This window comes from Ornithinimicrobium pekingense DSM 21552, assembly GCF_000421185.1.
In the GTDB taxonomy this organism is placed as follows: Bacteria; Actinomycetota; Actinomycetes; order Actinomycetales; family Dermatophilaceae; genus Ornithinicoccus; species Ornithinicoccus pekingensis.
The window spans coordinates 236,212-254,849 of the sequence record NZ_ATWJ01000013.1 but is presented as its reverse complement, the minus strand read 5'-3'; the positions used below and the strand labels follow the sequence as shown (position 1 = coordinate 254,849).

Annotated in this window: 18 protein-coding genes; 12 read left to right on the top strand and 6 right to left on the bottom strand. The window is 74.0% G+C overall.

All coding sequences use genetic code 11. The features are described from left to right. Positions 1-18 precede the first annotated feature (18 nt). Both K330_RS0115510 and K330_RS0115505 read left to right on the top strand, forming a co-directional pair. Entirely contained in the window at positions 19-882 is an 864-nt protein-coding gene (locus tag K330_RS0115510) for a glucose 1-dehydrogenase (protein WP_022922734.1), read from the top strand. 93 nt (positions 883-975) lie between these two features. Next, entirely contained in the window at positions 976-1,584 is a 609-nt protein-coding gene (locus K330_RS0115505) for a DUF5701 family protein (protein ID WP_022922733.1), read from the top strand. 169 nt (positions 1,585-1,753) lie between these two features. On the opposite strand, the gene K330_RS0115500 is transcribed toward K330_RS0115505, so the two are convergent. Beyond that, positions 1,754-2,683, bottom strand: a complete 930-nt coding sequence (locus tag K330_RS0115500) for a LysR substrate-binding domain-containing protein (protein ID WP_022922732.1) — start codon at positions 2,681-2,683, stop codon at positions 1,754-1,756. A 146-nt stretch (positions 2,684-2,829) separates the two neighbouring features. Between K330_RS0115500 and K330_RS23765 the strand changes: the two genes are divergently transcribed. After that, positions 2,830-3,006 carry a hypothetical protein gene (locus K330_RS23765; protein ID WP_022922731.1) on the top strand — a complete coding sequence of 59 codons (177 nt, stop codon included), beginning with the start codon at positions 2,830-2,832 and terminating at the stop codon, positions 3,004-3,006. A 106-nt stretch (positions 3,007-3,112) separates the two neighbouring features. On the opposite strand, the gene K330_RS0115490 is transcribed toward K330_RS23765, so the two are convergent. Both K330_RS0115490 and K330_RS21750 read right to left on the bottom strand, forming a co-directional pair. Continuing rightward, on the bottom strand, positions 3,113-4,126 hold the full coding sequence (locus K330_RS0115490; protein ID WP_022922730.1) for a sigma-70 family RNA polymerase sigma factor: 1,014 nt from the start codon (positions 4,124-4,126) through the stop codon (positions 3,113-3,115). Further along, positions 4,123-4,605: a VOC family protein gene (locus K330_RS21750; RefSeq protein WP_022922729.1), complete on the bottom strand. Its 483-nt coding sequence runs from the start codon at positions 4,603-4,605 to the stop codon at positions 4,123-4,125. Before K330_RS21750 ends, K330_RS0115490 begins: the two co-directional genes overlap by 4 nt. Before the next feature lie 155 nt (positions 4,606-4,760). On the opposite strand from K330_RS21750, the gene K330_RS21745 reads away from it, so the two are divergent. The 3 genes from K330_RS21745 to K330_RS0115470 are packed head-to-tail and all read left to right on the top strand — an operon-like array spanning position 4,761 to position 8,487. Continuing rightward, complete coding sequence (locus K330_RS21745; RefSeq protein WP_169448595.1) at positions 4,761-5,213, top strand: MarR family winged helix-turn-helix transcriptional regulator; 453 nt, start codon at positions 4,761-4,763, stop codon at positions 5,211-5,213. Then, positions 5,210-7,276, top strand: a complete 2,067-nt coding sequence (locus K330_RS21740) for an MDR family MFS transporter (protein WP_022922727.1) — start codon at positions 5,210-5,212, stop codon at positions 7,274-7,276. Before K330_RS21745 ends, K330_RS21740 begins: the two co-directional genes overlap by 4 nt. Further along, positions 7,276-8,487 carry an alpha-amylase family glycosyl hydrolase gene (locus K330_RS0115470; protein ID WP_022922726.1) on the top strand — a complete coding sequence of 404 codons (1,212 nt, stop codon included), beginning with the start codon at positions 7,276-7,278 and terminating at the stop codon, positions 8,485-8,487. The genes K330_RS21740 and K330_RS0115470 overlap by 1 nt, the downstream gene beginning before the upstream one ends. Positions 8,488-8,611: 124 nt before the next feature. On the opposite strand, the gene K330_RS21735 is transcribed toward K330_RS0115470, so the two are convergent. Beyond that, positions 8,612-8,980: a carboxymuconolactone decarboxylase family protein gene (locus K330_RS21735; RefSeq protein WP_022922725.1), complete on the bottom strand. Its 369-nt coding sequence runs from the start codon at positions 8,978-8,980 to the stop codon at positions 8,612-8,614. Between the two features lie 117 nt (positions 8,981-9,097). Here K330_RS21735 and K330_RS0115460 point away from each other — a divergent pair, with 117 nt between their 5' ends. From K330_RS0115460 to K330_RS0115440, 5 genes are read left to right on the top strand one after another with little or no spacing between them, the layout of a single operon-like run. Then, complete coding sequence (locus K330_RS0115460) at positions 9,098-10,306, top strand: GAF domain-containing sensor histidine kinase (protein WP_022922724.1); 1,209 nt, start codon at positions 9,098-9,100, stop codon at positions 10,304-10,306. Between the two features lie 35 nt (positions 10,307-10,341). Beyond that, complete coding sequence (locus K330_RS0115455) at positions 10,342-11,169, top strand: LytR/AlgR family response regulator transcription factor (protein WP_022922723.1); 828 nt, start codon at positions 10,342-10,344, stop codon at positions 11,167-11,169. After that, positions 11,166-11,558 (top strand): hypothetical protein, encoded by a 393-nt coding sequence (locus K330_RS0115450; RefSeq protein WP_022922722.1) that lies wholly within the window; start codon positions 11,166-11,168, stop codon positions 11,556-11,558. Before K330_RS0115455 ends, K330_RS0115450 begins: the two co-directional genes overlap by 4 nt. Before the next feature lie 5 nt (positions 11,559-11,563). Beyond that, entirely contained in the window at positions 11,564-13,078 is a 1,515-nt protein-coding gene (locus K330_RS0115445) for a sodium/solute symporter (protein WP_022922721.1), read from the top strand. Positions 13,079-13,088: 10 nt separating this feature from the next. Further along, positions 13,089-13,664 (top strand): DinB family protein, encoded by a 576-nt coding sequence (locus K330_RS0115440; protein WP_022922720.1) that lies wholly within the window; start codon positions 13,089-13,091, stop codon positions 13,662-13,664. A gap of 73 nt (positions 13,665-13,737) precedes the next feature. Here the strand turns inward: K330_RS0115440 and K330_RS21730 are convergent, their stop codons facing one another. Further along, a complete protein-coding gene (locus tag K330_RS21730; protein WP_051145636.1) occupies positions 13,738-14,901 on the bottom strand; it encodes a ScyD/ScyE family protein in 1,164 nt (387 codons plus the stop codon). A gap of 421 nt (positions 14,902-15,322) precedes the next feature. Here K330_RS21730 and acs point away from each other — a divergent pair, with 421 nt between their 5' ends. Beyond that, positions 15,323-17,308 (top strand): acetate--CoA ligase, encoded by a 1,986-nt coding sequence (gene acs / locus K330_RS0115430; RefSeq protein ID WP_022922718.1) that lies wholly within the window; start codon positions 15,323-15,325, stop codon positions 17,306-17,308. A 47-nt stretch (positions 17,309-17,355) separates the two neighbouring features. On the opposite strand, the gene metB is transcribed toward acs, so the two are convergent. Further along, positions 17,356-18,537, bottom strand: a complete 1,182-nt coding sequence (gene metB, locus K330_RS0115425; protein WP_022922717.1) for a cystathionine gamma-synthase — start codon at positions 18,535-18,537, stop codon at positions 17,356-17,358. Positions 18,538-18,638 lie beyond the last annotated feature (101 nt).

The window sequence follows — 18,638 nt, the reverse complement described above, 5'->3', positions numbered from 1 at the left end:
CATACCCAAGGAGGAAGCATGACCCGTCCTGACCTGACCTCGATCCCCGGCCAGACCCAGGAGTGGCCCGGCACCGTCGGGGAGCTGGAGCCTGCCCCCGACCACGGCGAGGAGTCGTGGACCGGCCGCGAGCGGCTCAGCGGCCGCCGCGCACTGGTCACGGGCGGCGACTCCGGCATCGGCCGGGCGGTCGCCATCACCTTCGCCAAGGAGGGTGCCCAGGTCGCGGTCGCCCACCTGCCGGAGGAGGAGGCGGACGCGCAGCGGACCAAGGAGCTGGTCGAGCAGGCGGGCGGCACGGCCCACCTCTTCGCCGTCGACCTGCGCGACCTCGAGGCCAACCGCCAACTGGCCCGCGACGCCGTGCAGGCGCTCGGCGGGCTGGACGTGCTCGTCGCCAACGCGGCCTACCAGATGACCCACGACACGCTCGAGGAGTTCCCGCCCGAGCAGGTCGAGCGGACCTTCGCCACCAACGTGTTCTCGCCGTTCTGGCTGGTGCGCGAGCTGGCCTCGGAGCTGGAGGGCAACGGCGGCAGCGTCGTCATCACCACCTCGGTCCAGGCCTACTCGCCCTCGGACCACCTGCTCGACTACGCGGCGACCAAGGCGGCGCTCAACAACCTCGTGGTCAACCTGGCCGCCGAGCTCGGGCCGCGCGGCATCCGCGTCAACGCCGTCGCGCCCGGCCCGATCTGGACGCCGCTCATCCCCGCGACGATGGCGGCGGACAAGGTCGAGGGCTTCGGCTCGGACACCCCGCTCGGGCGAGCGGGACACCCGGTGGAGGTGGCGGCGGCCTACGTCTTCCTGGCCTCCGACGAGGCGAGCTACGTCTCCGGCACGGTGCTCGGGGTGACCGGGGGCAAGCCGGTCTTCTGACGCCGCTGCGACGCGGGACGGCGCCGGCGGCGCGCGGGAATGCCCGCGTGCCGCTGCGGCGTTGACCGGGGTCGTCGACCCAGGAGGCCGCCCGTGTCCGCACCCGTCCCCACCCTGCCCTCGCTGGCCGACCAGCACGCCCACCTGCTGCGGCTCGGGCTGGAGGTCCCGCCCCTGCCGGAGGGACTGCGGGGCGACCTGCTCGTCGTGCACCCACGGCACACCCCGGTGGCCGACCTCGTGCCGCTGCTGCGGCTGGGCGGGCGCAGCGGGTTCGTGGTCGAGGACCTCACCGACCTGGAGGAGTTCGGCCCGGCCGAGGGCGTCGAGCTGCCGGATGCCGACCTCTACGCGGTGGCCGGGCCCGAGCGCGGCGACGAGTACGTCGACCTCAGCCCCGACACCGTGGACCCGCAGATCCGCGACCGTGGCCGCAGCCTGATGACGGCCGCCGAGGGTGTCGCCTGGGCGCTGCAGGTGCCCGCGCTGCTGGAGCGCAACCGCTGCTTCATGACGTCCGGGTCACGCCGGCCAGCCTCGCGCCCCGGTCGCCTGGACCGCAGGGTGCCCGCGCTGTGGATCAGCAACGGCACCGGTCGCGACGGGCGCGACCGTCGTGGCGCGCCCAAGCTCGGCTGGTGCTGGGCGGGCAACCACCACACCTGGCTGGGCATCGCCTCGGTCGCCGGCCGCAGCGCCTGAGCCTCGCCTGCGGGGGAACAGTGCTCGCGCGGGGGAACAGTGCTCGTGCGAGGGAAATTACCCCCGCGCGAGCGACCTTCTCCGGCGCCACCATCGAAGTCAGGTGCCTGCACGCCCTCGCGGGGTATGGCGTGCACAGCGCACTCGCGTGAGTGGGTCGTGCGCGGCCTCACGTGCCGTTGGGGTCGTCCGGCAGCTCCTCGCGGGCCCGCCAGACGTCCCGCAGGGCTTCCACGGCCGCCTCGACCGCGGGCCGGCGTCCGCTGGCGTCGCGGTGGACCGCGTGGACCCGGCGGGTCGGGGCCTCGATGAGCGGGTGGGTGACGACCTGCGCCGGCACGACGTCGCGGCCGAGCCGGGGGAGCAGGCAGATGCCGAAGCCGTGGGCCACCAGCTCCAGCCGGGCGGTCGGGTTGTCCACCGTCGCCCCGATGCGGTGCGGCAGCCCGCGCTCCTGGAGCGCCCCGCGCAGCCAGTCGCTGAAGACGCCCGGGGTGTCGTCGATCCACACCCGGCCGCCCAGGTCGTCGAGGTCGACCCCCTCCGGGCCGACCTGCAGCGGCTCGTCGCGCAGGGTGGCCAGGTCGACCGGGTCGAGGCCGAGCAGGTGGGCGAGCAGCCCGGTCCGGATCGAGACGTGCCGGTCGGTCCAGTCGTGCACCAGCACCAGGTCCACGTCGCCGCGGCGCAGCGCGGGCATCGCCTCCTCGGGGGTGTGCTCGCGGATCGTCACCTCCAGGTGGGGGTACCTCTGGGCCAGGAGCCGCGTGGCCGGCGCGACGAGGCCGCGCAGGGCGGTCGCGAACGCGGCGACAACCAGCGGCCCCGAGACCTGCTCGCGCAGGCGGTCCAGCTCGGCCCGGGCCCGCTCGTCCAGCTCCTCCACGTCGTGGGCCAGACGGACCAGGACGGCGGCCACGTCGGTGGGCACCAGACCCCTGCCCTGACGCACCATCACGGGCTGTCCGACCTGCTCCTGGAGGCGCCCCAGCTGCTGGCTGACGGCCGAGGGGGTGAGGCGCAGCCGGTCGGCCGCGGCGAGCACCGTGCCCTCCTCGACGACGGCACGCAGGGTGATCAGGTGGTCGGGGTTGAACATGTAGGCATTCTTACAGGTACCCGGCAGAAACCGTGACTTGTCCTTATGAAAAAAGCCTGTCAGATTAGATGACAGATCACCAGACGACCTCGGTCGTCACCGGTGGTCGGACCCTGAACCACGATCTGACCCAAGGAGGTTGACCCATGCTCGAGCTGACCCTGCTGGTCGCCCTGTCCCTGATCTCCCTGCTCGTGATCGGCCGTGCGGCCGGTGCGCGCGGAGCCGCCCCCGCCGACCTCGGGCGTGGTGTCGCCCGCGGCGCCCACACCCTGGGCCGCGTCGGCGCCTCCTGGCGCCCGGTGGAGCACCTGCCCCGCTGACGCCCCCGCCGGCAACGCCGGGATTCCGGCAGCACGACACGGGCCGCACCGCCCGCCGACCTCCTCGGCGCACGGTGCGGCCTTCGTCGTCCCCGGACCCGGCCGCTCAGCTGCTCAGCTCCCCCGGCAGCCCGGCCTGCTCGAACGCGTCGGGGGAGAAGAAGCCCACCACCGAGGTCACCTGCCCGTCGACGATGTCCAGCACGCACAGCTGGAAGGGCCGGTGGACGCCGTCGGGGCCGCGCAGGTACATCCCCGCGGCGGGCTGGCCGTTGGAGACGGTCGGCACCATGCGCAGGTCGAGCGGCCCGCTGGCCGGGCACTGGGTGCCGATGAGGTCGGCGATCGCCTGCCGGCCCAGGTAGTAGCGGTCGAACGGCGGCATCTGCCAGCGCGCCTGGTCGGCCATCACCCCGACCACCGCGGGCACGTCATACCGCTCGAAGGCCTCGCAGAAGCGCGCGAAGATCTCGCGCTCGCCCTCGGTGAGCTCGTGCACCCGGCGCCCGGCGCTGCTGACGCCGTCGCCCAGGGTGGCCCGGGCCCGCTGGAGCGCGGAGTTGGCCGCGGCGACCGTGCACCCCAGCGCCTCGGCGGTCTCGGCCGCCGACAGCTGCAGCACGTCGCGCAGCACGAGGGCGGCGCGCTGGCGCGGGGGCAGGTCCTGGAGCGCGGCGACGACCGCCAGCTGCACCCCCTCGCTGGCGACGGCGGCCTCGGCCGGGTCCGGCTGCGCCTCGCCCCAGACCATCCGGTCGGGCAGGGGCTCGAGCCAGTCCCGCGAGCGGTCCTCCACGACGGGCACGCGGGGGTCGCCCGGCGGCTGGCCCAGGCCGCTGGGCAGCGGGCGTCGCGACTGCCGCTTCAGGGCGGTCAGGCAGGTGTTGGTGGCGATCGTGTACATCCACGTGCGCACCGAGGAGCGGCCCTCGAAGGAGTGGAACGCCCGCCAGGCGCGCAGGTAGGTCTCCTGCACCATGTCCTCGGCCTCCCCGGCCGACCCCAGCATCCGGTAGCAGTGCGCCAGCAGCTCACCCCGCAGCGGTGCGGTCAGCTCCTCGAACGTCGTGTCGGTGGCGGCCTGCGCCGTCGCGGTCCGTCCGCCGTCGAGCACGGTCATCGCATCTCCCCTTCGTCGCGGGGCCCGGCCGCACCGGGCCCGCCGTCCACACTGGCACCGACCAGCGCCTCCGGTCCAGCCCCCGCGGCCTGCGGGTCCATCCACATGACCTCCCAGATGTGACCGTCCAGGTCGCTGTAGGACCGGCCGTACATGAAGCCGTGGTCCTCGGTCCGCACGTCGCGGCCGCCGGCCAGGACGGCCCGGTCGACGAGCTCGTCGACCGCCTCCCGCGAGTCGGCCGACAGGCACAGCAGCGTCTCCACCGAGCCGCGCGGGGCCCTCCGCCGGTCGTGGAAGCCGGCGAAGAAGTCCTCGCGCAGCAGCATCGCGTAGTGGGTGGGGCCCAGCCGCAGGCACAGCGCGTCGGAGTCGCAGTAGTCCTCGTCGAAGGGGTAGCCCAGGCCCGCGAAGAACGCCCGGCTGCGCCCGAGGTCGGCCACGGGCAGGTTGACGAAGAGCAGGTGGTGCTGAGGCATGTCGGGTCTCCTCCGGGTCGGGTATGCCGTGCGCCGCCGACGCGGGCGCCGTCACCAGGTCCGACCCGGGCGGCGCCCCGAAGTCATCGCCGTCACCGACCGGTGGACAGGGGGAGCGGAATAAACCACGCCCGGACGACGATGATGTGTGCATCATGCAACTTTCTGAGCAGCTGGCGCGCGCCATCACCTCGATGGGCCGCCTCATCCACGACTTCCAGGGCGAGGAGCTGTCCCGCACCGACTTCATCGTGCTCGTCCGGCTCGCCCTGCCCGGCACCGAGGGGGCCGAGGTGCGCTCGCGCGACCTGGCCCGGGCCGAGGGCCTGGACCCCTCCACCATGAGCCGCCGCCTCGGCTCGCTCGCCGACCGTGGCCTGATCGGCCGCCGGCCGGACCCCGCCGACGGCCGCGCCTCGCTGCTGTCCCTGACCGACGCCGGCGCCGCCGCCGTCGGGCGCGAGCGCGCGCGGCGGGTGGCCCTGGTCACCGACGCCCTCGACGGCTGGGCCGAGCACGACCGGGCCGAGCTGGCGCGCCTGCTCTCCCAGCTGACCGACTCGCTCGAGGCCCGCCGGGCCGACCGGCGCGAGCGGAGCGCGCCGTGACCGCGACCGCCCCCGCCCCCTACCGCCTCTCGCCCGAGCACCGCCGCGTCTTCGTCGGCCTCATGCTCGGCATGTTCGTCGCCTCCATCAGCCAGGGCATCGTCGGCCCGGCGATGCCGCGGATCGTCGTCGAGCTCGGCGGGATGGACCACTACAGCTGGGTCGCCACGGCCGCCATGCTCGTCTCGGCCATCGTGGTCCCGATCGTGGGCAAGCTCTCCGACATCTTCGGCCGCCGCCGGTTCTACCTGGGCGGTCTGGTGGTCTTCATGGTCGGCTCGGTCATCTCCGGGCTCGCGCCGAACTTCTGGACGCTCGTCGCGGGACGCGCGGTCCAGGGTCTGGGGATGGGCACGCTGATGCCGCTGTCCCAGACGATCATCGGCGACATCATCCCCGCCCGGCAGCGCGGGAAGTACCAGGGCCTGATGGGTGCCGTCTTCGGCGTGACCTCGGTCGCCGGCCCGATCGCCGGCGGGTGGATCACCGACCACTGGGGCTGGCGCTGGCTGTTCTTCGCGGCCCTGCCCATCGGGGTGGCGGCGGTGTTCATCATCGCCCGCTTCCTGCACCTGGACCACACCGCGACGCGGGGACGGGTCGACGTGCTCGGCATCGTCACCCTCACCCCGGCGCTGGTGGCGGTGCTGCTGGCGATCTCCTTCGGCGGCGTCACCTACCCGTGGGGCTCGCCGGTGATCGTCGGCCTCCTCGCCGGCGGCGCCGTGCTGCTGGCGCTCTTCGTCCTGGTCGAGCTGCGCGCGGAGAACCCGCTGCTGCCGCTGGGGCTGTTCCGCAACAGCATCTTCACCTGGGCCAACGTCGCGGCGTTCGGCCTGGCGATGGTGATGTTCGGCGCGATCATCTACGTCCCGGTCTACGCCCAGGGCGTGCTGGGGGTCGGCGCGACCGAGTCGGGCCTGATCCTCATGCCGATGATGCTGGGGCTGATCGTCATCGGCATCGTGTCCGGCTACCTGGTCACGCTCACCGGCCGCTACAAGGAGCTGATGCTGCTGGGCACCGTCGTCATCGCCGTCGGCCTGTGGATGCTGACCCGGCTCGACGCCGGCTCCACCGAGTGGCAGCTGACCGCCGCCATCGCGGTGATGGGCACGGGGCTGGGGCTGTCGATGCAGCAGTACACCCTCGTGGTGCAGAACGCCGTGTCCCGGGCCGACCTGGGCGTCGGCACGGCCGCGCTGCAGTTCTTCCGCAACGTCGGCAACACCGTCGGGATCGCGCTCTTCGGCGCCGTCATGACGATCGGCATGGGCCCGGCGATCGCCTCGCGCCTTCCGGCCGACGTCGCCGAGCAGGCGGGCGGTGCCTTCGACGAGCTGGGCGCCGGTGCGGCGCTCGACCCGGCCGCCACCGCCGACCTGCCCCCGGAGGTGCTCGCCGCCGTGCGGGCCGGCCTGGCCGACCAGCTGCACGACGTCTTCGTGCTCGGCCTGCCCATCATGGCCGTCGTCTTCCTCGCCACGCTCGCGATCCGCGCGATCCCGCTGCGCGACACCGTCCACACCCCGGACGAGGCCCAGCGCGAGTACCTTGACACGATGGCCCAGAGCGCCCCCTCGGAGCACTACACGCCCGGGCTGCGCCAGGGTGACGTCGGCGCGCGCACCCGGGAGCGGGTGCTCGGCATCGAGCTGGCGCTCATCGCGGCGCAGGCGGGGCGCGACGACCGCCCGCTGCTCACCCGGGCCGTCGCCGAGCTCGGGGACGGGGACGTGGGCCGCGGCACCTGCCTGCTCGAGCGTGCCGCGCTCATGCTCACCAGCGACGACGAGCAGGCGGTCACCGACGCCGAGCGGTATGCCGTCGAGCTCGCCCGGCGCGCGGGCGGGGAGGGCGGCCTGCTCAGCGAGCAGCTGCGCCAGGACCTCGCCGTCCGGGTGGCCGAGCGCGGTGGTGACGCGGTGCTCACGAGCGTCGAGCCCTCGGTGGCCGAGCGGCACGCGGCCGTGGACCTCGACCAGGTGCGTCAGGCCGCGACCGAGCTGTCCGCCGTGCTGCTCGTCGACGTCGTCCGTCCGCAGCCGTCGCAGGTGCGCTGATGGGCTGGGCCGACCACGTCATCTGGTGGCACTGCTACCCGCTGGGCTTCGTCGGGGCCGAGCCGACCGCCGCGGACGACGAGCCGGTGCGGCACCGGCTCGGCCGGCTGACCGGCTGGCTCGACCACGTCGTCCGTCTCGGCGCCAACGGGCTGCTCCTGGGCCCGGTGTTCGCCTCCCGCACGCACGGCTACGACACCCTCGACCACCTGCGGGTCGACCCCCGGCTCGGCGACGACCGCGACCTCGACGAGCTGCTGCGCGAGGCGCGGGCCCGCGGTGTGCGGGTCTGCCTGGACGGGGTCTTCAACCACGTCAGCCGTGACCACCCGGTCGTGCAGCGTGCCCTCGCCGCAGGTCCGGACAGCGAGGAGGGCCGCTGGCTGCGGTGGAGCGAGGGCTACCCGCTCTGCTTCGAGGGCCACCTGGACCTGGTCGAGCTGGACCTGACGCACCCCCCGGTCGCCGACCACGTGGTGGAGGTGATGACGCACTGGCTCTCCCGCGGGGTCGACGCATGGCGCCTCGACGCCGCCTACGCGCCGGGGGCGCAGAGCTGGCGCGGCATCGTCGAGCGGGTGCGCGCGGCATACCCGCAGGTGTGGATCCTGGCCGAGGTCATCCACGGCCCCTACGAGGACTTCGTGGCGGCCTCCGGCGTGGACTCGGTGACGCAGTACGAGCTGTGGAAGTCGGTCTGGAGCTCGCTGAACGACCGCAACCTGCACGAGCTCGCGTGGACGGTCGGCCGGCACGCCGACCTGTGCCGGGCCTTCGTGCCGCAGACCTTCGTCGGCAACCACGACGTGACCCGCATCGCCACCCGGCTGCACGACGAGCGCCACCTGCCCCTGGCGGTGGCGCTGCTCATGCTCCTGCCCGGCGTGCCGTCCGTCTACGCCGGGGACGAGTTCGGCATGACCGGCACGAAGCACGACCGGCCCGGCGGCGACGACGAGATCCGCCCGCGCTTCCCGGCCGGGCCCGACGAGCTCGACGGCCGGGGGCAGGAGGTCCTGGACACCCACCGTCACCTGGTCTCGCTCCGCCGCCGCCACCCGTGGCTGACCCGTGCGCAGGTCAGCGTGACCGAGGTCACCGGCACCCGGATCGCGCTGCTGCTCTCCGCCGGCGACGAGCGGCTCACCCTGACCCTGGACGCCGGCGAGGACGGCCGCGAGCCCGGGTGGTGGACCGACGAGGAGCGCTGAACCAGGCTCCCCCCGGCACGACGACCGCGCCCTCGGACGGTCGACATCGCCCAGCTGGACGAGGTCCACCGCCCAAGGGCGATGGCGACGTGACCGGTGCGGCCGGTGCGACCGGGTGCCTCGGTCAGGACGAGGCCGGCTCCTGCGGCTGCGCGGGCCCGGCGAGCTCCAGGAAGGCCTCCATCGCCCGCGGGCCGTAGACCGTCGAGGGCCCGCCGTTCATGAGGATCGCCACGCCGAGCGCCTCGGCGACCTGCTGCTCCGTGGCCCCGGCCCGGGCGGCGCCGCGGGCGTGGCTGGCGATGCACCCGTCGCACTGGCTGCTGACGGCGATCGCCAGGGCGATGAGCTCCTTGGTCGCGACGTCGAGCTCGCCCGGCGCCAGGGCCGCCTTGTGCGTCGCCGAGTAGCCGGCGTAGACCTCGGGGATGCGCGAGCGCAGCTCACGCGCCGGGCCGCGCAGGTCGTCGAGCGTGTGCTTGCCGTAGGACATGGGGTCGCTCCTGGTGGTGCGGGGTGGTGGGGGACAACACCGCCATCATACCCCGTGGGGTATGACGTCACCTGCCGGGTGCGCGCCCCGCCGCCTCGTGCGCCCTAGTCTGCGTCCATGCAGGACGGCCTCCACCTCCCGACGGCCCTGCTCGTCGCCACCGTCTTCGTGGCGCTGCAGGCCTGGCTGTGGCTGCGCCGCCGCCGGGTGGCCCGGGGCTTCCTGTCCGAGGCCGACCGCATCACCTACGAGACGCTGCGCACCGGCGCCCAGGCCGGCCGCCACCTGCGCGAGGGGCTGACCGAGGACAACGCGACCAAGGCGGCCCGGCACCTGCGGCTCATGCTCGGCGGGTCGGCGCTCGCCCTCTGCGACACCCAGGGCCTGCTCGTGTGGACCGGGCACGGCGAGCACCACGGCGACCGGGCCTTCGACCACGCCGGGCGCGTGCTGACGACCGGTGACGTCGTGGTGCTGGGCCGTCGCGACCTGCCGTGCGACCGGCCGGAGTGCGACGTGCGCGCCGGCGTGGTGGCCCCGATCGTGGTCGAGGACCGCGTGATCGGCACGCTCGCGGCATACTCCGACCGTCCGTCGGCCGGGCTGGCGCGGGCGACGGAGCAGGTGGCGACGTGGGTGAGCGGCCAGCTGGAGCTGGGCGAGCTCGACCGGGAGCGCACCCGGGCGATGGAGGCCGAGCTGCGCAGCCTGCGCGCGCAGATCAGCCCGCACTTCATCTACAACTCCCTGGGCGCCATCGCCAGCTTCGTGCGGACGGACCCCGACCGTGCCCGCGAGCTCCTCCTCGAGTTCGCCGACTTCACCCGCTACGCCCTGCGCCGCGGAGGCACCTTCACCACCCTCGCCGACGAGCTGCGCAACGTCGAGCGCTACCTCGTGCTGGAGCAGGCGCGCTTCGGCGAGCGGCTGCAGGTCAACCTGCTGGTCGCCCCGGAGGTGCTCACCGTCGCGGTGCCCTACCTGGCGGTGCAGCCGCTCGTCGAGAACGCCGTGCGCCACGGCCTGGCCGACAAGGTGGGCACGGGCACCGTGACGATCACCGCCACCGACCGCGGCGACCTGGCCGAGATCAGCGTCGAGGACGACGGGGCGGGCTCCGACCCCGAGGACGTGCGCCGGGCGCTCGACGGCGAGACCGGGGGCGACGGCTCCGGCGAGTCGGTCGGCCTGGGCAACGTCGACGCCCGCCTGCGCCGGGTCTACGGCGACGACCACGGGCTGGTGGTGGAGACCGCCCCGGGGCTCGGCACCCGGGTCAGCTTCCGGGTGCCGAAGTACGCGCCCGGCGTGCACCCCTCGACCTAGCGGGTCGCCGGAGGGCGGATGCCTACGATGGCACCATGCGCGCCCTCGTCGTCGACGACGAACCGCCCGCCCTCTCCGAGCTGGCCTACCTGCTCGAGCAGGACGGGCGGTTCTCGGCCGTGGTCGCGGTCGGATCGGGCACCGACGCCCTGCGCGCCCTGGAGGCGGGCCCGGTCGACGTCGTCTTCTCCGACATCTCGATGCCCGGGCTGGACGGCATGGAGCTGGCCCGCGTCATCGCCCGCTTCGCCGACCGCCCCCAGATCATCTTCGTCACCGCCCACGACGAGCACGCCGTCGACGCCTTCGAGGTGCACGCGACCGACTACGTCATGAAGCCGGTGTCCGCCGCGCGCCTGGCCCAGGCGGTCGACCGGGTCGTCGCGGGTATGCCGCGCGCCGGCGCCGAGGGCCCGGGCGCACCCCCGGGCGCACCCCCGGGCGGTGCCGCTGACGACACCGGTCCCGACAGGCCCGCCCCGGCTGCTCCCACGGGCGGCTCGGGCACCGGCGCACCCGGCGGTCCGCCGGCGGAGGAGCGGATCCCCGTGGAGCTGGGGGGCGTGACCCGCTTCGTGCAGCGCTCGGCCGTCCGCTACGTGCAGGCGCAGGGCGACTACGTCCGGCTCTTCACCGCCACCGGCTCCCACCTGCTGCGCACCCCGATGGCCGCGTTGGAGGAGCGCTGGTCCGACGCCGGCTTCGTGCGCATCCACCGCTCCACCCTGGTGAGCCTGGCGCACGTGGCCGAGGTGCGCCAGGGCCACGGCAAGCTCAGCCTCGTCCTGGCCCCGGACGGCACCGAGCTGCCGGTCGCCCGCCGGCACGTGCGCGAGGTGCGCGAACGGGTGCTCGGGGCATGACCTCGAGGGCGCCGAGGAGCGCGCCGACGCAGCGGGTCCGGGTGACCTCCTCCCGCCGCGGGGCCAGCGCCCCGCGGCGCCGCACCGCGACCAGCGCCCTCGTCGAGCAGACGGAGGTCGGCGAGCTCTACCTGCGGGGCCTGCTCCGGGCCCAGCTCCGCCTGGCGCTCGCGGTGCTCGGCGTGGTCGCCACCACCCTGCTCGGGCTCCCGCTGCTCTTCGCCGCGGTCCCCGCCACCCGCGAGCTCCACCTCGGCCCGCTGCCCTTCCCGTGGCTCGTCCTCGGGGTGCTGCTCTACCCGGCGATGATCGCCGCCGCCGCCGTCTACTCCCGGCAGGCCGAGCGGACCGAGCGCCGGTTCGCCGACATCGTCACCCAGGAGCGCTGAGGTCGGTGGCCGGACCGCTGTCCGTCGGCACGATCGCCGCCGTCTGCCTCGTCACGCTGGGGCTGAGCGTCTTCGCGCTGCGGTGGGCGCGGCGCACCAGCGACTTCTACGTCGCCGGCCGTGTCGTCTCACCGCGCCGCAACGCCGCGGCGATCGGCGGGGAGTACCTCTCGGCCGCCAGCTTCCTCGGGGTCGCCGGCCTCATCTACGACCAGGGCGTCGACGCGCTGTGGTACCCGATCGGCTACACCGTCGGCTACCTCGTGCTGCTCGTCCTCGTCGCCGCCCCGCTGCGCCGCTCCGGGGCCTACACCCTGCCCGACTTCGCCGAGGCCCGCCTGGAGTCGCGGGCGGTGCGCCACCTGTGCTCGGTGCTGGCCGTCCTCATCGGCTGGCTCTACCTCATCCCCCAGTTCCAGGGTGCCGCCTTCACCCTGCGCCTGGTCACCGGGGCTCCGCTGTGGGTCGGCGCGTTCGTCGTGCTGGTCGTGGTCGTCCTGGCCGTCGCCGCCGGCGGGATGCGCTCGATCACCCTGGTCCAGGCCGTGCAGTACTGGCTCAAGCTCAGCGCGCTCGCGATCCCCGCCGGGATGATCCTCGCGGTGTGGTGGGTCACCCAGGGCCCGACGCCGGAGGTCGGGGTGGGCTGGACGCAGCCGTTCACCGGCCGCGCGCCCGAGGAGCACCACCTCTACCGCACGCTCTCGCTGGTCGTCGGCCTCGCGCTCGGCACCACCGGGCTGCCGCACGTCGTGGTGCGCTACTACACCAACCCCGACGGCACGGCCGCCCGCCGCACGACGGTCCACGTCCTGGCGCTGCTCGGCCTGTTCTACGTCTTCACGATCGTCTACGGCGTGCTCGGGCGCGCCTACCTGCCGGTCCTGGACGCGGGGGTCCGCGCCGACACGGTCGTGCTGCGGCTGCCGGCCGAGGTCGTGCCCGGACTGGGCTCCGACGTGCTCACGGCAGCCCTCGCCGGTGGCGCCTTCGCCGCCTTCCTGTCCACCTCCTCCGGCCTGGCGGTCGCGGTCACCGGCGTGCTCAACCAGGACGTGCTCCGCCCGCTGCTCGGCCGGGTCACCGCCGGCGACCACTCGGAGGTCACCGGCTTCCGCCTGGCCGCGGTCGTGGCGGTCGTCGTCCCCTACGCGGTGAGCCGGTTCTTCCCCGAGGTCCCCCTCGCCGCCTTCGTCACGCTGGCCTTCGTGGTCGCCGCCTCGACCTTCTTCCCGCTGCTCGCGCTCGGGGTGTGGTGGTCACGGCTGTCGGTGCACGGCGCGGCCGCGGGGCTGGTCACCGGGGCGGTGCTGGCCACCGGCTCGCTCGTCGCCAGCGTGGTGCTCGGACCGGGGTCGGGATGGCCGGCGGCCCTCCTGGCCCACCCGGCCGCGTGGACGGTCCCGACCGCCGTGCTCACGGCGGTCGTGGTCTCGCTGGCGACGCCGCACGGCATACCCCGCACCGCCACGCGCACCCTGGTGCGCCTGCACACCCCCGAGGAGATCACCTCTCGCTAGCCTCGCGGGTATGGAGCTCAAGGACACCCTGCACCGCTACCTGCGCCTCGAGCGCGACGCCCTGATCTGGAAGCTGGAGGGCCTGGGCGAGCGCGAGGTGCGCTCGCCGATGACCCCGACCGGCACGAACCTGCTGGGCCTGGTGCGGCACGCGACGGGCGTGGAGGCGGAGTACTTCGGCCTGGTCTTCGGGCGGCCGGTGCCCTTCGAGCTCGGCTGGGACATGGACGGGGAGGACAACGCCGACTTCTGGGTGCCCGCGGAGGAGTCGACGCAGGACGTCCTGGACCTCTACGCCCGCGTGCAGCAGCACGCCGACGCGACGATCACCGAGCTGCCGCTGGCCGCAGCCGGCCACGTCCCGTGGTGGGGCAGGCCCACGACGACGCTCGGCGAGGTCCTCGTGCACGTCACCGGCGACCTGGCCCGGCACGCCGGGCACGCCGACATCCTGCGGGAGGAGCTGGACGGGGCCGTGGGACTTTCCGCGCGCAACACCAACATGGCCACCGGCGACGCCCGGTGGTGGGCCGACTACCGGGCGCGGCTGCAGCGCATCGCCGACAGCTTCGGCAACCGTTCCTGACGCACCGGCCGGCCGCCGGTCCCCCGTGAGGACCGACGACCGGTCGGGTCGGACGGCGGGAGCGCCCCCGCCGTCAGCGGTCGAGGTCGAACCTCATCACCTGGCCGCCGTCCGCGCAGACGGTGCACGTGGTGATGTAGGCGTCGCCCCGGTGCAGCGCCACCCCGAACGGCGCGTCGAGGTCGTCGACGACGGTCCGGTGGTTGCCGTTCTTGCGCACCTGGACCAGCGACCCGGAGGGCAGGCCGGTCTCGTTGAGCAGCCCGACGTCGGAGAGCTGGACCGCGTAGAGCCGGCCCTTGTGGTCGAAGGCCAGGTCGGTGACGTTGGTCAGGCCGGTGGCCCACGGGCGGGCCACGCCGTCGCGGCCGACCCGCCAGATGCCGGCGCCGTCCTGCGGGAAGGGGAAGCCGGTCAGCTGGCTGACGTAGATCGCCCCGTCCGGGCCGCGCACGGCCGAGGTCGGCACCGGCTGGAAGGGGATCTGCGTGCCGGGCGGCAGCTCGAGGAAGGGCGGTGCCTCGGCCATGCCCTCGGGCAGCACGGTGACCAGCCGCAGCCGGCCCTTGTCGGTGAGGCGGAGCACGTCGTTGGCGCCGGCGTCGGCGACGACCCAGCCCCCGCGGTCACGGGCGATCGAGTTGGGGTTGGTGTCGAGCAGGCCGCCGTCGGGGTTGCGCCGGGTCTCGGACCTGGCGAGGTCGGCCTCCGTGCGCAGCCTGGTCGTGTGCGAGCCCTTGAGCCGGGCCGACTGCACGGTGGCCAGGCGGGCGTAGGCACGTCCGTGCTCCTCGACGAGGTGGTCCCGGGTCTCGGGCGGGTTGCCCAGGCCCACGGAGATCATCAGGGTCCGGCCGTGCAGCTCGGCGTCCGAGGTGCCGATGACGTCCTCGCCCAGCCGCAACGACGGCAGGCCCGTGACGACGCGGCTCTGGTGGCCCCGGTGGGTCACCCGGGTGACCGCCCCGGTCGTGCCGCCGCACACCTCGACCGGCTCCGGCTCGCCCGGTGCCTCGCCGAGGACGCAGTCGTCGCCGCCCTCGCCCGCCTCGGCGACGTAGAGGTCACCGCGTGCGGAGGCGGACAGGTGGCGCGGGCTGTCCAGCCCCGTCGCCACGACCCTGCCCCGGTCATCACCCCCCTTGCGCTCTCCGGCCGTCGCGACCGGGACCACCGAGGCGGTCACCAGGCCGGCCAGGGCCAGTCCGACAAGGGCGCGCGTGGGCGTGGACGACATCATGGACCTCCGGTGGGTCGTCGGCTGTGGGTGTCCCCACGCTAGGAGCGCCGGGGGGCCGGAGGACATGGGCAATATTGCCCACTGGTCAGCGCCGGCGCGGTGGCTCTACACTGCCGCCCCGGCGGACCGGGGGGACCGTTCGTCGCGCCGCACCACCGGTCCGCCGCTCGTCGTGACCGGACGACCGCTCGGCGCGCCCCGCCCGCCTCTCGCCGGTGGCCGGCCCGGCAGGCCTTCCGTCACGGCATACCGGGCCCGCACAGTGGTCGCGGTGTCCAGCGGGCAGCGTGCTCCGGGGGACGGGGCCGAGGTGGAGGTCGGGAGCCTGCCCGGGCACGGGTGTCCGCATCGGTCGACCACCGACCCCGGCCGCACGGCATACTCGAACCCAGACCACGCAACGACGCAAGGAGGCACGATGTCGACCGAGACCACGTCCGAGGGCCTGTCCAACCTGCTGCACGAGGAGCGGACCTTCCCGCCGAGCGAGGAGTTCGGGGCGCAGGCCAACGGCACGGCCGAGCTCTACGACCGCGCGGCGCAGGACCGGGAGGGGTTCTGGGCCGAGCAGGCCCGCAGGTACGTGCAGTGGGAGACCGACTTCGACCAGGTCCTCGACTGGTCGCAGGCCCCGTTCGCGAAGTGGTTCGTGGGCGGCAGGGTCAACGCCTGCGTCAACGCCGTCGACAAGCACGTCGAGGCGGGCCACGGCGACCGGGTCGCGCTGCACTTCGTCGGCGAGCCGGGTGACACCCGCGACATCACCTACGCCGACCTGCACGTCCAGGTGCAGAAGGCGGCCAACGCCCTGGCCGACCTCGGCGTCGGCAAGGGTGACGCGGTCGCGATCTACCTGCCGATGATCCCCGAGGCGGTCGTGGCGATGCTGGCCTGCGCCCGCCTGGGCGCCCCGCACTCGGTGGTCTTCGGCGGGTTCTCCGCCGAGGCGCTGCACAGCCGCATCGACGACGCCGGCGCGAAGGTGGTCATCACCGCCGACGGCGGCTGGCGCCGCGGCAAGCCCGGTGCGCTCAAGCCCGCCGTGGACGCGGCGCTGGCCGTGGGGGAGTCCCCCGTCGAGAAGGTGCTCGTGGTGCGGCGCACCGAGCAGGACGTCGACTGGGACGACGATCGTGACCTGTGGTGGCACGAGGCGCTGGGGGCGGCCGCCGACACCCACGAGCCGGAGGCCTTCGACGCCGAGCACCCGCTGTTCATCCTCTACACCTCGGGCACCACGGGCAAGCCCAAGGGCATCTTCCACGCCACCGGCGGGTTCCTGGTGCAGACGGCCTACACCAGCTCGGTGGTGCACGACATCCACCCCGAGTCCGACGTCTACTGGTGCACCGCCGACATCGGCTGGGTCACCGGCCACTCCTACATCGTCTACGGGCCGATGACGCTCGGCGCCACCCAGGTGATGTACGAGGGCACCCCCGACACCCCGCACCAGGGCCGGTTCTGGGAGATCGTGCAGGACAAGAAGGTGTCGGTCCTCTACACCGCGCCGACGGCGATCCGCACGTTCATGAAGTGGGGCAAGGACATCCCGGCGAAGTTCGACCTGTCCTCGCTGCGCCTGCTCGGCTCGGTGGGCGAGCCGATCAACCCCGAGGCGTGGATGTGGTACCGCGAGGTCATCGGCGGCGACCGCTGCCCGATCGTGGACACCTGGTGGCAGACCGAGACCGGCGCGATCATGATCAGCCCGCTGCCCGGCGTCACCGCGGCCCGGCCCGGGTCCGCGATGCGCCCGATCCCGGGCATCTCCGCCGCGGTCGTGGACGACACCGGGAAGCCGGTGGAGAAGGGGTCCGGCGGCTACCTGGTCCTCACCGAGCCGTGGCCGTCGATGCTGCGGGGCATCTGGGGCGACCCGGAGCGCTACAAGGAGACCTACTGGAGCCGGTTCGAGAACGTCTACTTCGCCGGTGACGGCGCCAAGCTCGACGAGGACGGCAACATCTGGGTCCTCGGGCGGGTGGACGACGTCATGAACGTCTCCGGCCACCGGATGTCCACGGCCGAGATCGAGTCCGCCCTGGTCTCCCACCCCAAGGTCGCCGAGGCCGCGGTCGTGGGCGCCGCCGACGAGACCACCGGCCAGGCGATCTGCGCCTTCGTCATCCTGCGCGCCGACGCGGTCGCGGAGGCCGACGAGGAGGGCGAGGGCGCCGAGCTCATCGCCGAGCTGCGCCAGCACGTGGCCAAGGAGATCGGCCCGATCGCCAAGCCGCGGCAGATCATGGTCGTCCCCGAGCTTCCCAAGACCCGCTCGGGCAAGATCATGCGCCGCCTGCTCAAGGACGTCGCCGAGCACCGTGAGGTCGGCGACGTGACCACCCTGGCCGACTCGTCGGTGATGAGCATGATCAGCGCGGGGTTGAACAAGGGCGACTGACAGCCCCGCGAGTGGCCGGCGGGGCTGAGTCCTAGCCGGTCGGCCGGTCAGCCGGCGGCCGCCACCGCCCGGTCGAGCGCGGCCCGCACGTCGGCGCGCAGGTCGTCGGGGTGCTCGATGCCGACCGACAGGCGCAGCAGCCCCTCGCCGATGCCGGCGGCGGCCCGCGCCTCGGGCGTCATGGAGGCGTGCGTCATCGTGGCCGGGTGCGCGACCAGGCTCTCCGTGCCACCCAGCGACTCGGCCAGCGTCAGGCAGCGCAGCCCGTCGACGAACGCGCGGACCGCGGGGACCCCGCCGGCCAGGTCCACGGAGAGCATCGAGCCGAAGCCGTCCTGCTGCCGCGCGGCCACCGCGTGCCCCGGGTGGTCGGGCAGGCTCGGGTGGTGGACCGCCGCGACGGCGGGGTGCCCGAGCACCACGCCGAGGAGCGCCTGCGCGTTCTCGTCGTGGGCCCGCAGCCGGGTATGGAGCGTCCGCAGGCCGCGCAGCGTCTGGTAGGCGTCGAAGGGGCTGCCGACGAGACCGAGCACGTTGGCCAGGTCCTGCAGGGCCTCGTGCTGCGACGCGGTGCGGGCCACGACGGCGCCGCCCACCACGTCGCTGTGCCCGTTGATGAACTTGGTCGTGGAGTGCACGACCAGGTCGGCACCGTGCTCGAACGGGCGCTGCAGGACCGGTGAGAGGAAGGTGTTGTCCACGACCACCTGCGCCCCGGCGCGGTGGGCGAGCGCGGACACGGCGGCGATGTCGGTGATCCGCAGCAGCGGGTTCGACGGCGTCTCCAGCCACACGGCCGCCGGCGGGGTCGGGCCGGCCAGCGCCGCCTCGACCGCGGCGAGGTCACCCAGGGCGACGGTGCGGTAGCGCAGGTGCCCGCGGGCGGCGAGGGTGTCGAAGAGCCGCCAGCTGCCGCCGTAGCAGTCGTGGGCCACGAGCACAGTGTCCTCCGGGCCCAGCAGGAGCGAGCAGACGAGGGTGACGGCCGCGAGCCCGCTGGGGGTGACGGTCGCCCCGTGCCCGCCCTCGAGCGTCGCCAGGGCCTCGCCCAGCACGTCCCGGGTCGGGTTGCCGCAGCGGGAGTAGTCGTAGCGCCGCGGCTCGTCGAAACCGGTGAAGCTGTAGGTGGAGGACAGGTGCAGCGGCGGGATGACCGCTCCCTCCGAGGGGTCGGTGTCGATGCCCGCTCGGACGGCACGGGTGAGCCGGGTGGTCGGGGGCGTGGTCATGAGCGGTCCTCGAGAAGCGTCGGCGGATGAGCCGCGAAACTAGCACACCGACCGAACGATCCGAGCATGCTCGGCCCGAACGCGCCATGGCTTACGAAGGA

Coding starts and splice junctions, on each gene's coding strand:
- K330_RS0115500 (WP_022922732.1), bottom strand. CDS start 2,683: ATGTTCAACCCCGACCACCTGATCACCCTGCGTGCCGTCGTCGAGGAG.
- K330_RS0115450 (WP_022922722.1), top strand. CDS start 11,166: ATGACCTCGAGGGCGCCGAGGAGCGCGCCGACGCAGCGGGTCCGGGTG.
- K330_RS21745 (WP_169448595.1), top strand. CDS start 4,761: ATGCAACTTTCTGAGCAGCTGGCGCGCGCCATCACCTCGATGGGCCGC.
- K330_RS23765 (WP_022922731.1), top strand. CDS start 2,830: ATGCTCGAGCTGACCCTGCTGGTCGCCCTGTCCCTGATCTCCCTGCTC.
- K330_RS21750 (WP_022922729.1), bottom strand. CDS start 4,605: ATGCCTCAGCACCACCTGCTCTTCGTCAACCTGCCCGTGGCCGACCTC.
- K330_RS0115470 (WP_022922726.1), top strand. CDS start 7,276: ATGGGCTGGGCCGACCACGTCATCTGGTGGCACTGCTACCCGCTGGGC.
- K330_RS21735 (WP_022922725.1), bottom strand. CDS start 8,980: ATGTCCTACGGCAAGCACACGCTCGACGACCTGCGCGGCCCGGCGCGT.
- K330_RS0115510 (WP_022922734.1), top strand. CDS start 19: ATGACCCGTCCTGACCTGACCTCGATCCCCGGCCAGACCCAGGAGTGG.
- acs (WP_022922718.1), top strand. CDS start 15,323: ATGTCGACCGAGACCACGTCCGAGGGCCTGTCCAACCTGCTGCACGAG.
- K330_RS0115455 (WP_022922723.1), top strand. CDS start 10,342: ATGCGCGCCCTCGTCGTCGACGACGAACCGCCCGCCCTCTCCGAGCTG.
- K330_RS0115440 (WP_022922720.1), top strand. CDS start 13,089: ATGGAGCTCAAGGACACCCTGCACCGCTACCTGCGCCTCGAGCGCGAC.
- K330_RS0115460 (WP_022922724.1), top strand. CDS start 9,098: ATGCAGGACGGCCTCCACCTCCCGACGGCCCTGCTCGTCGCCACCGTC.
- K330_RS0115490 (WP_022922730.1), bottom strand. CDS start 4,126: ATGACCGTGCTCGACGGCGGACGGACCGCGACGGCGCAGGCCGCCACC.
- metB (WP_022922717.1), bottom strand. CDS start 18,537: ATGACCACGCCCCCGACCACCCGGCTCACCCGTGCCGTCCGAGCGGGC.
- K330_RS21730 (WP_051145636.1), bottom strand. CDS start 14,901: ATGTCGTCCACGCCCACGCGCGCCCTTGTCGGACTGGCCCTGGCCGGC.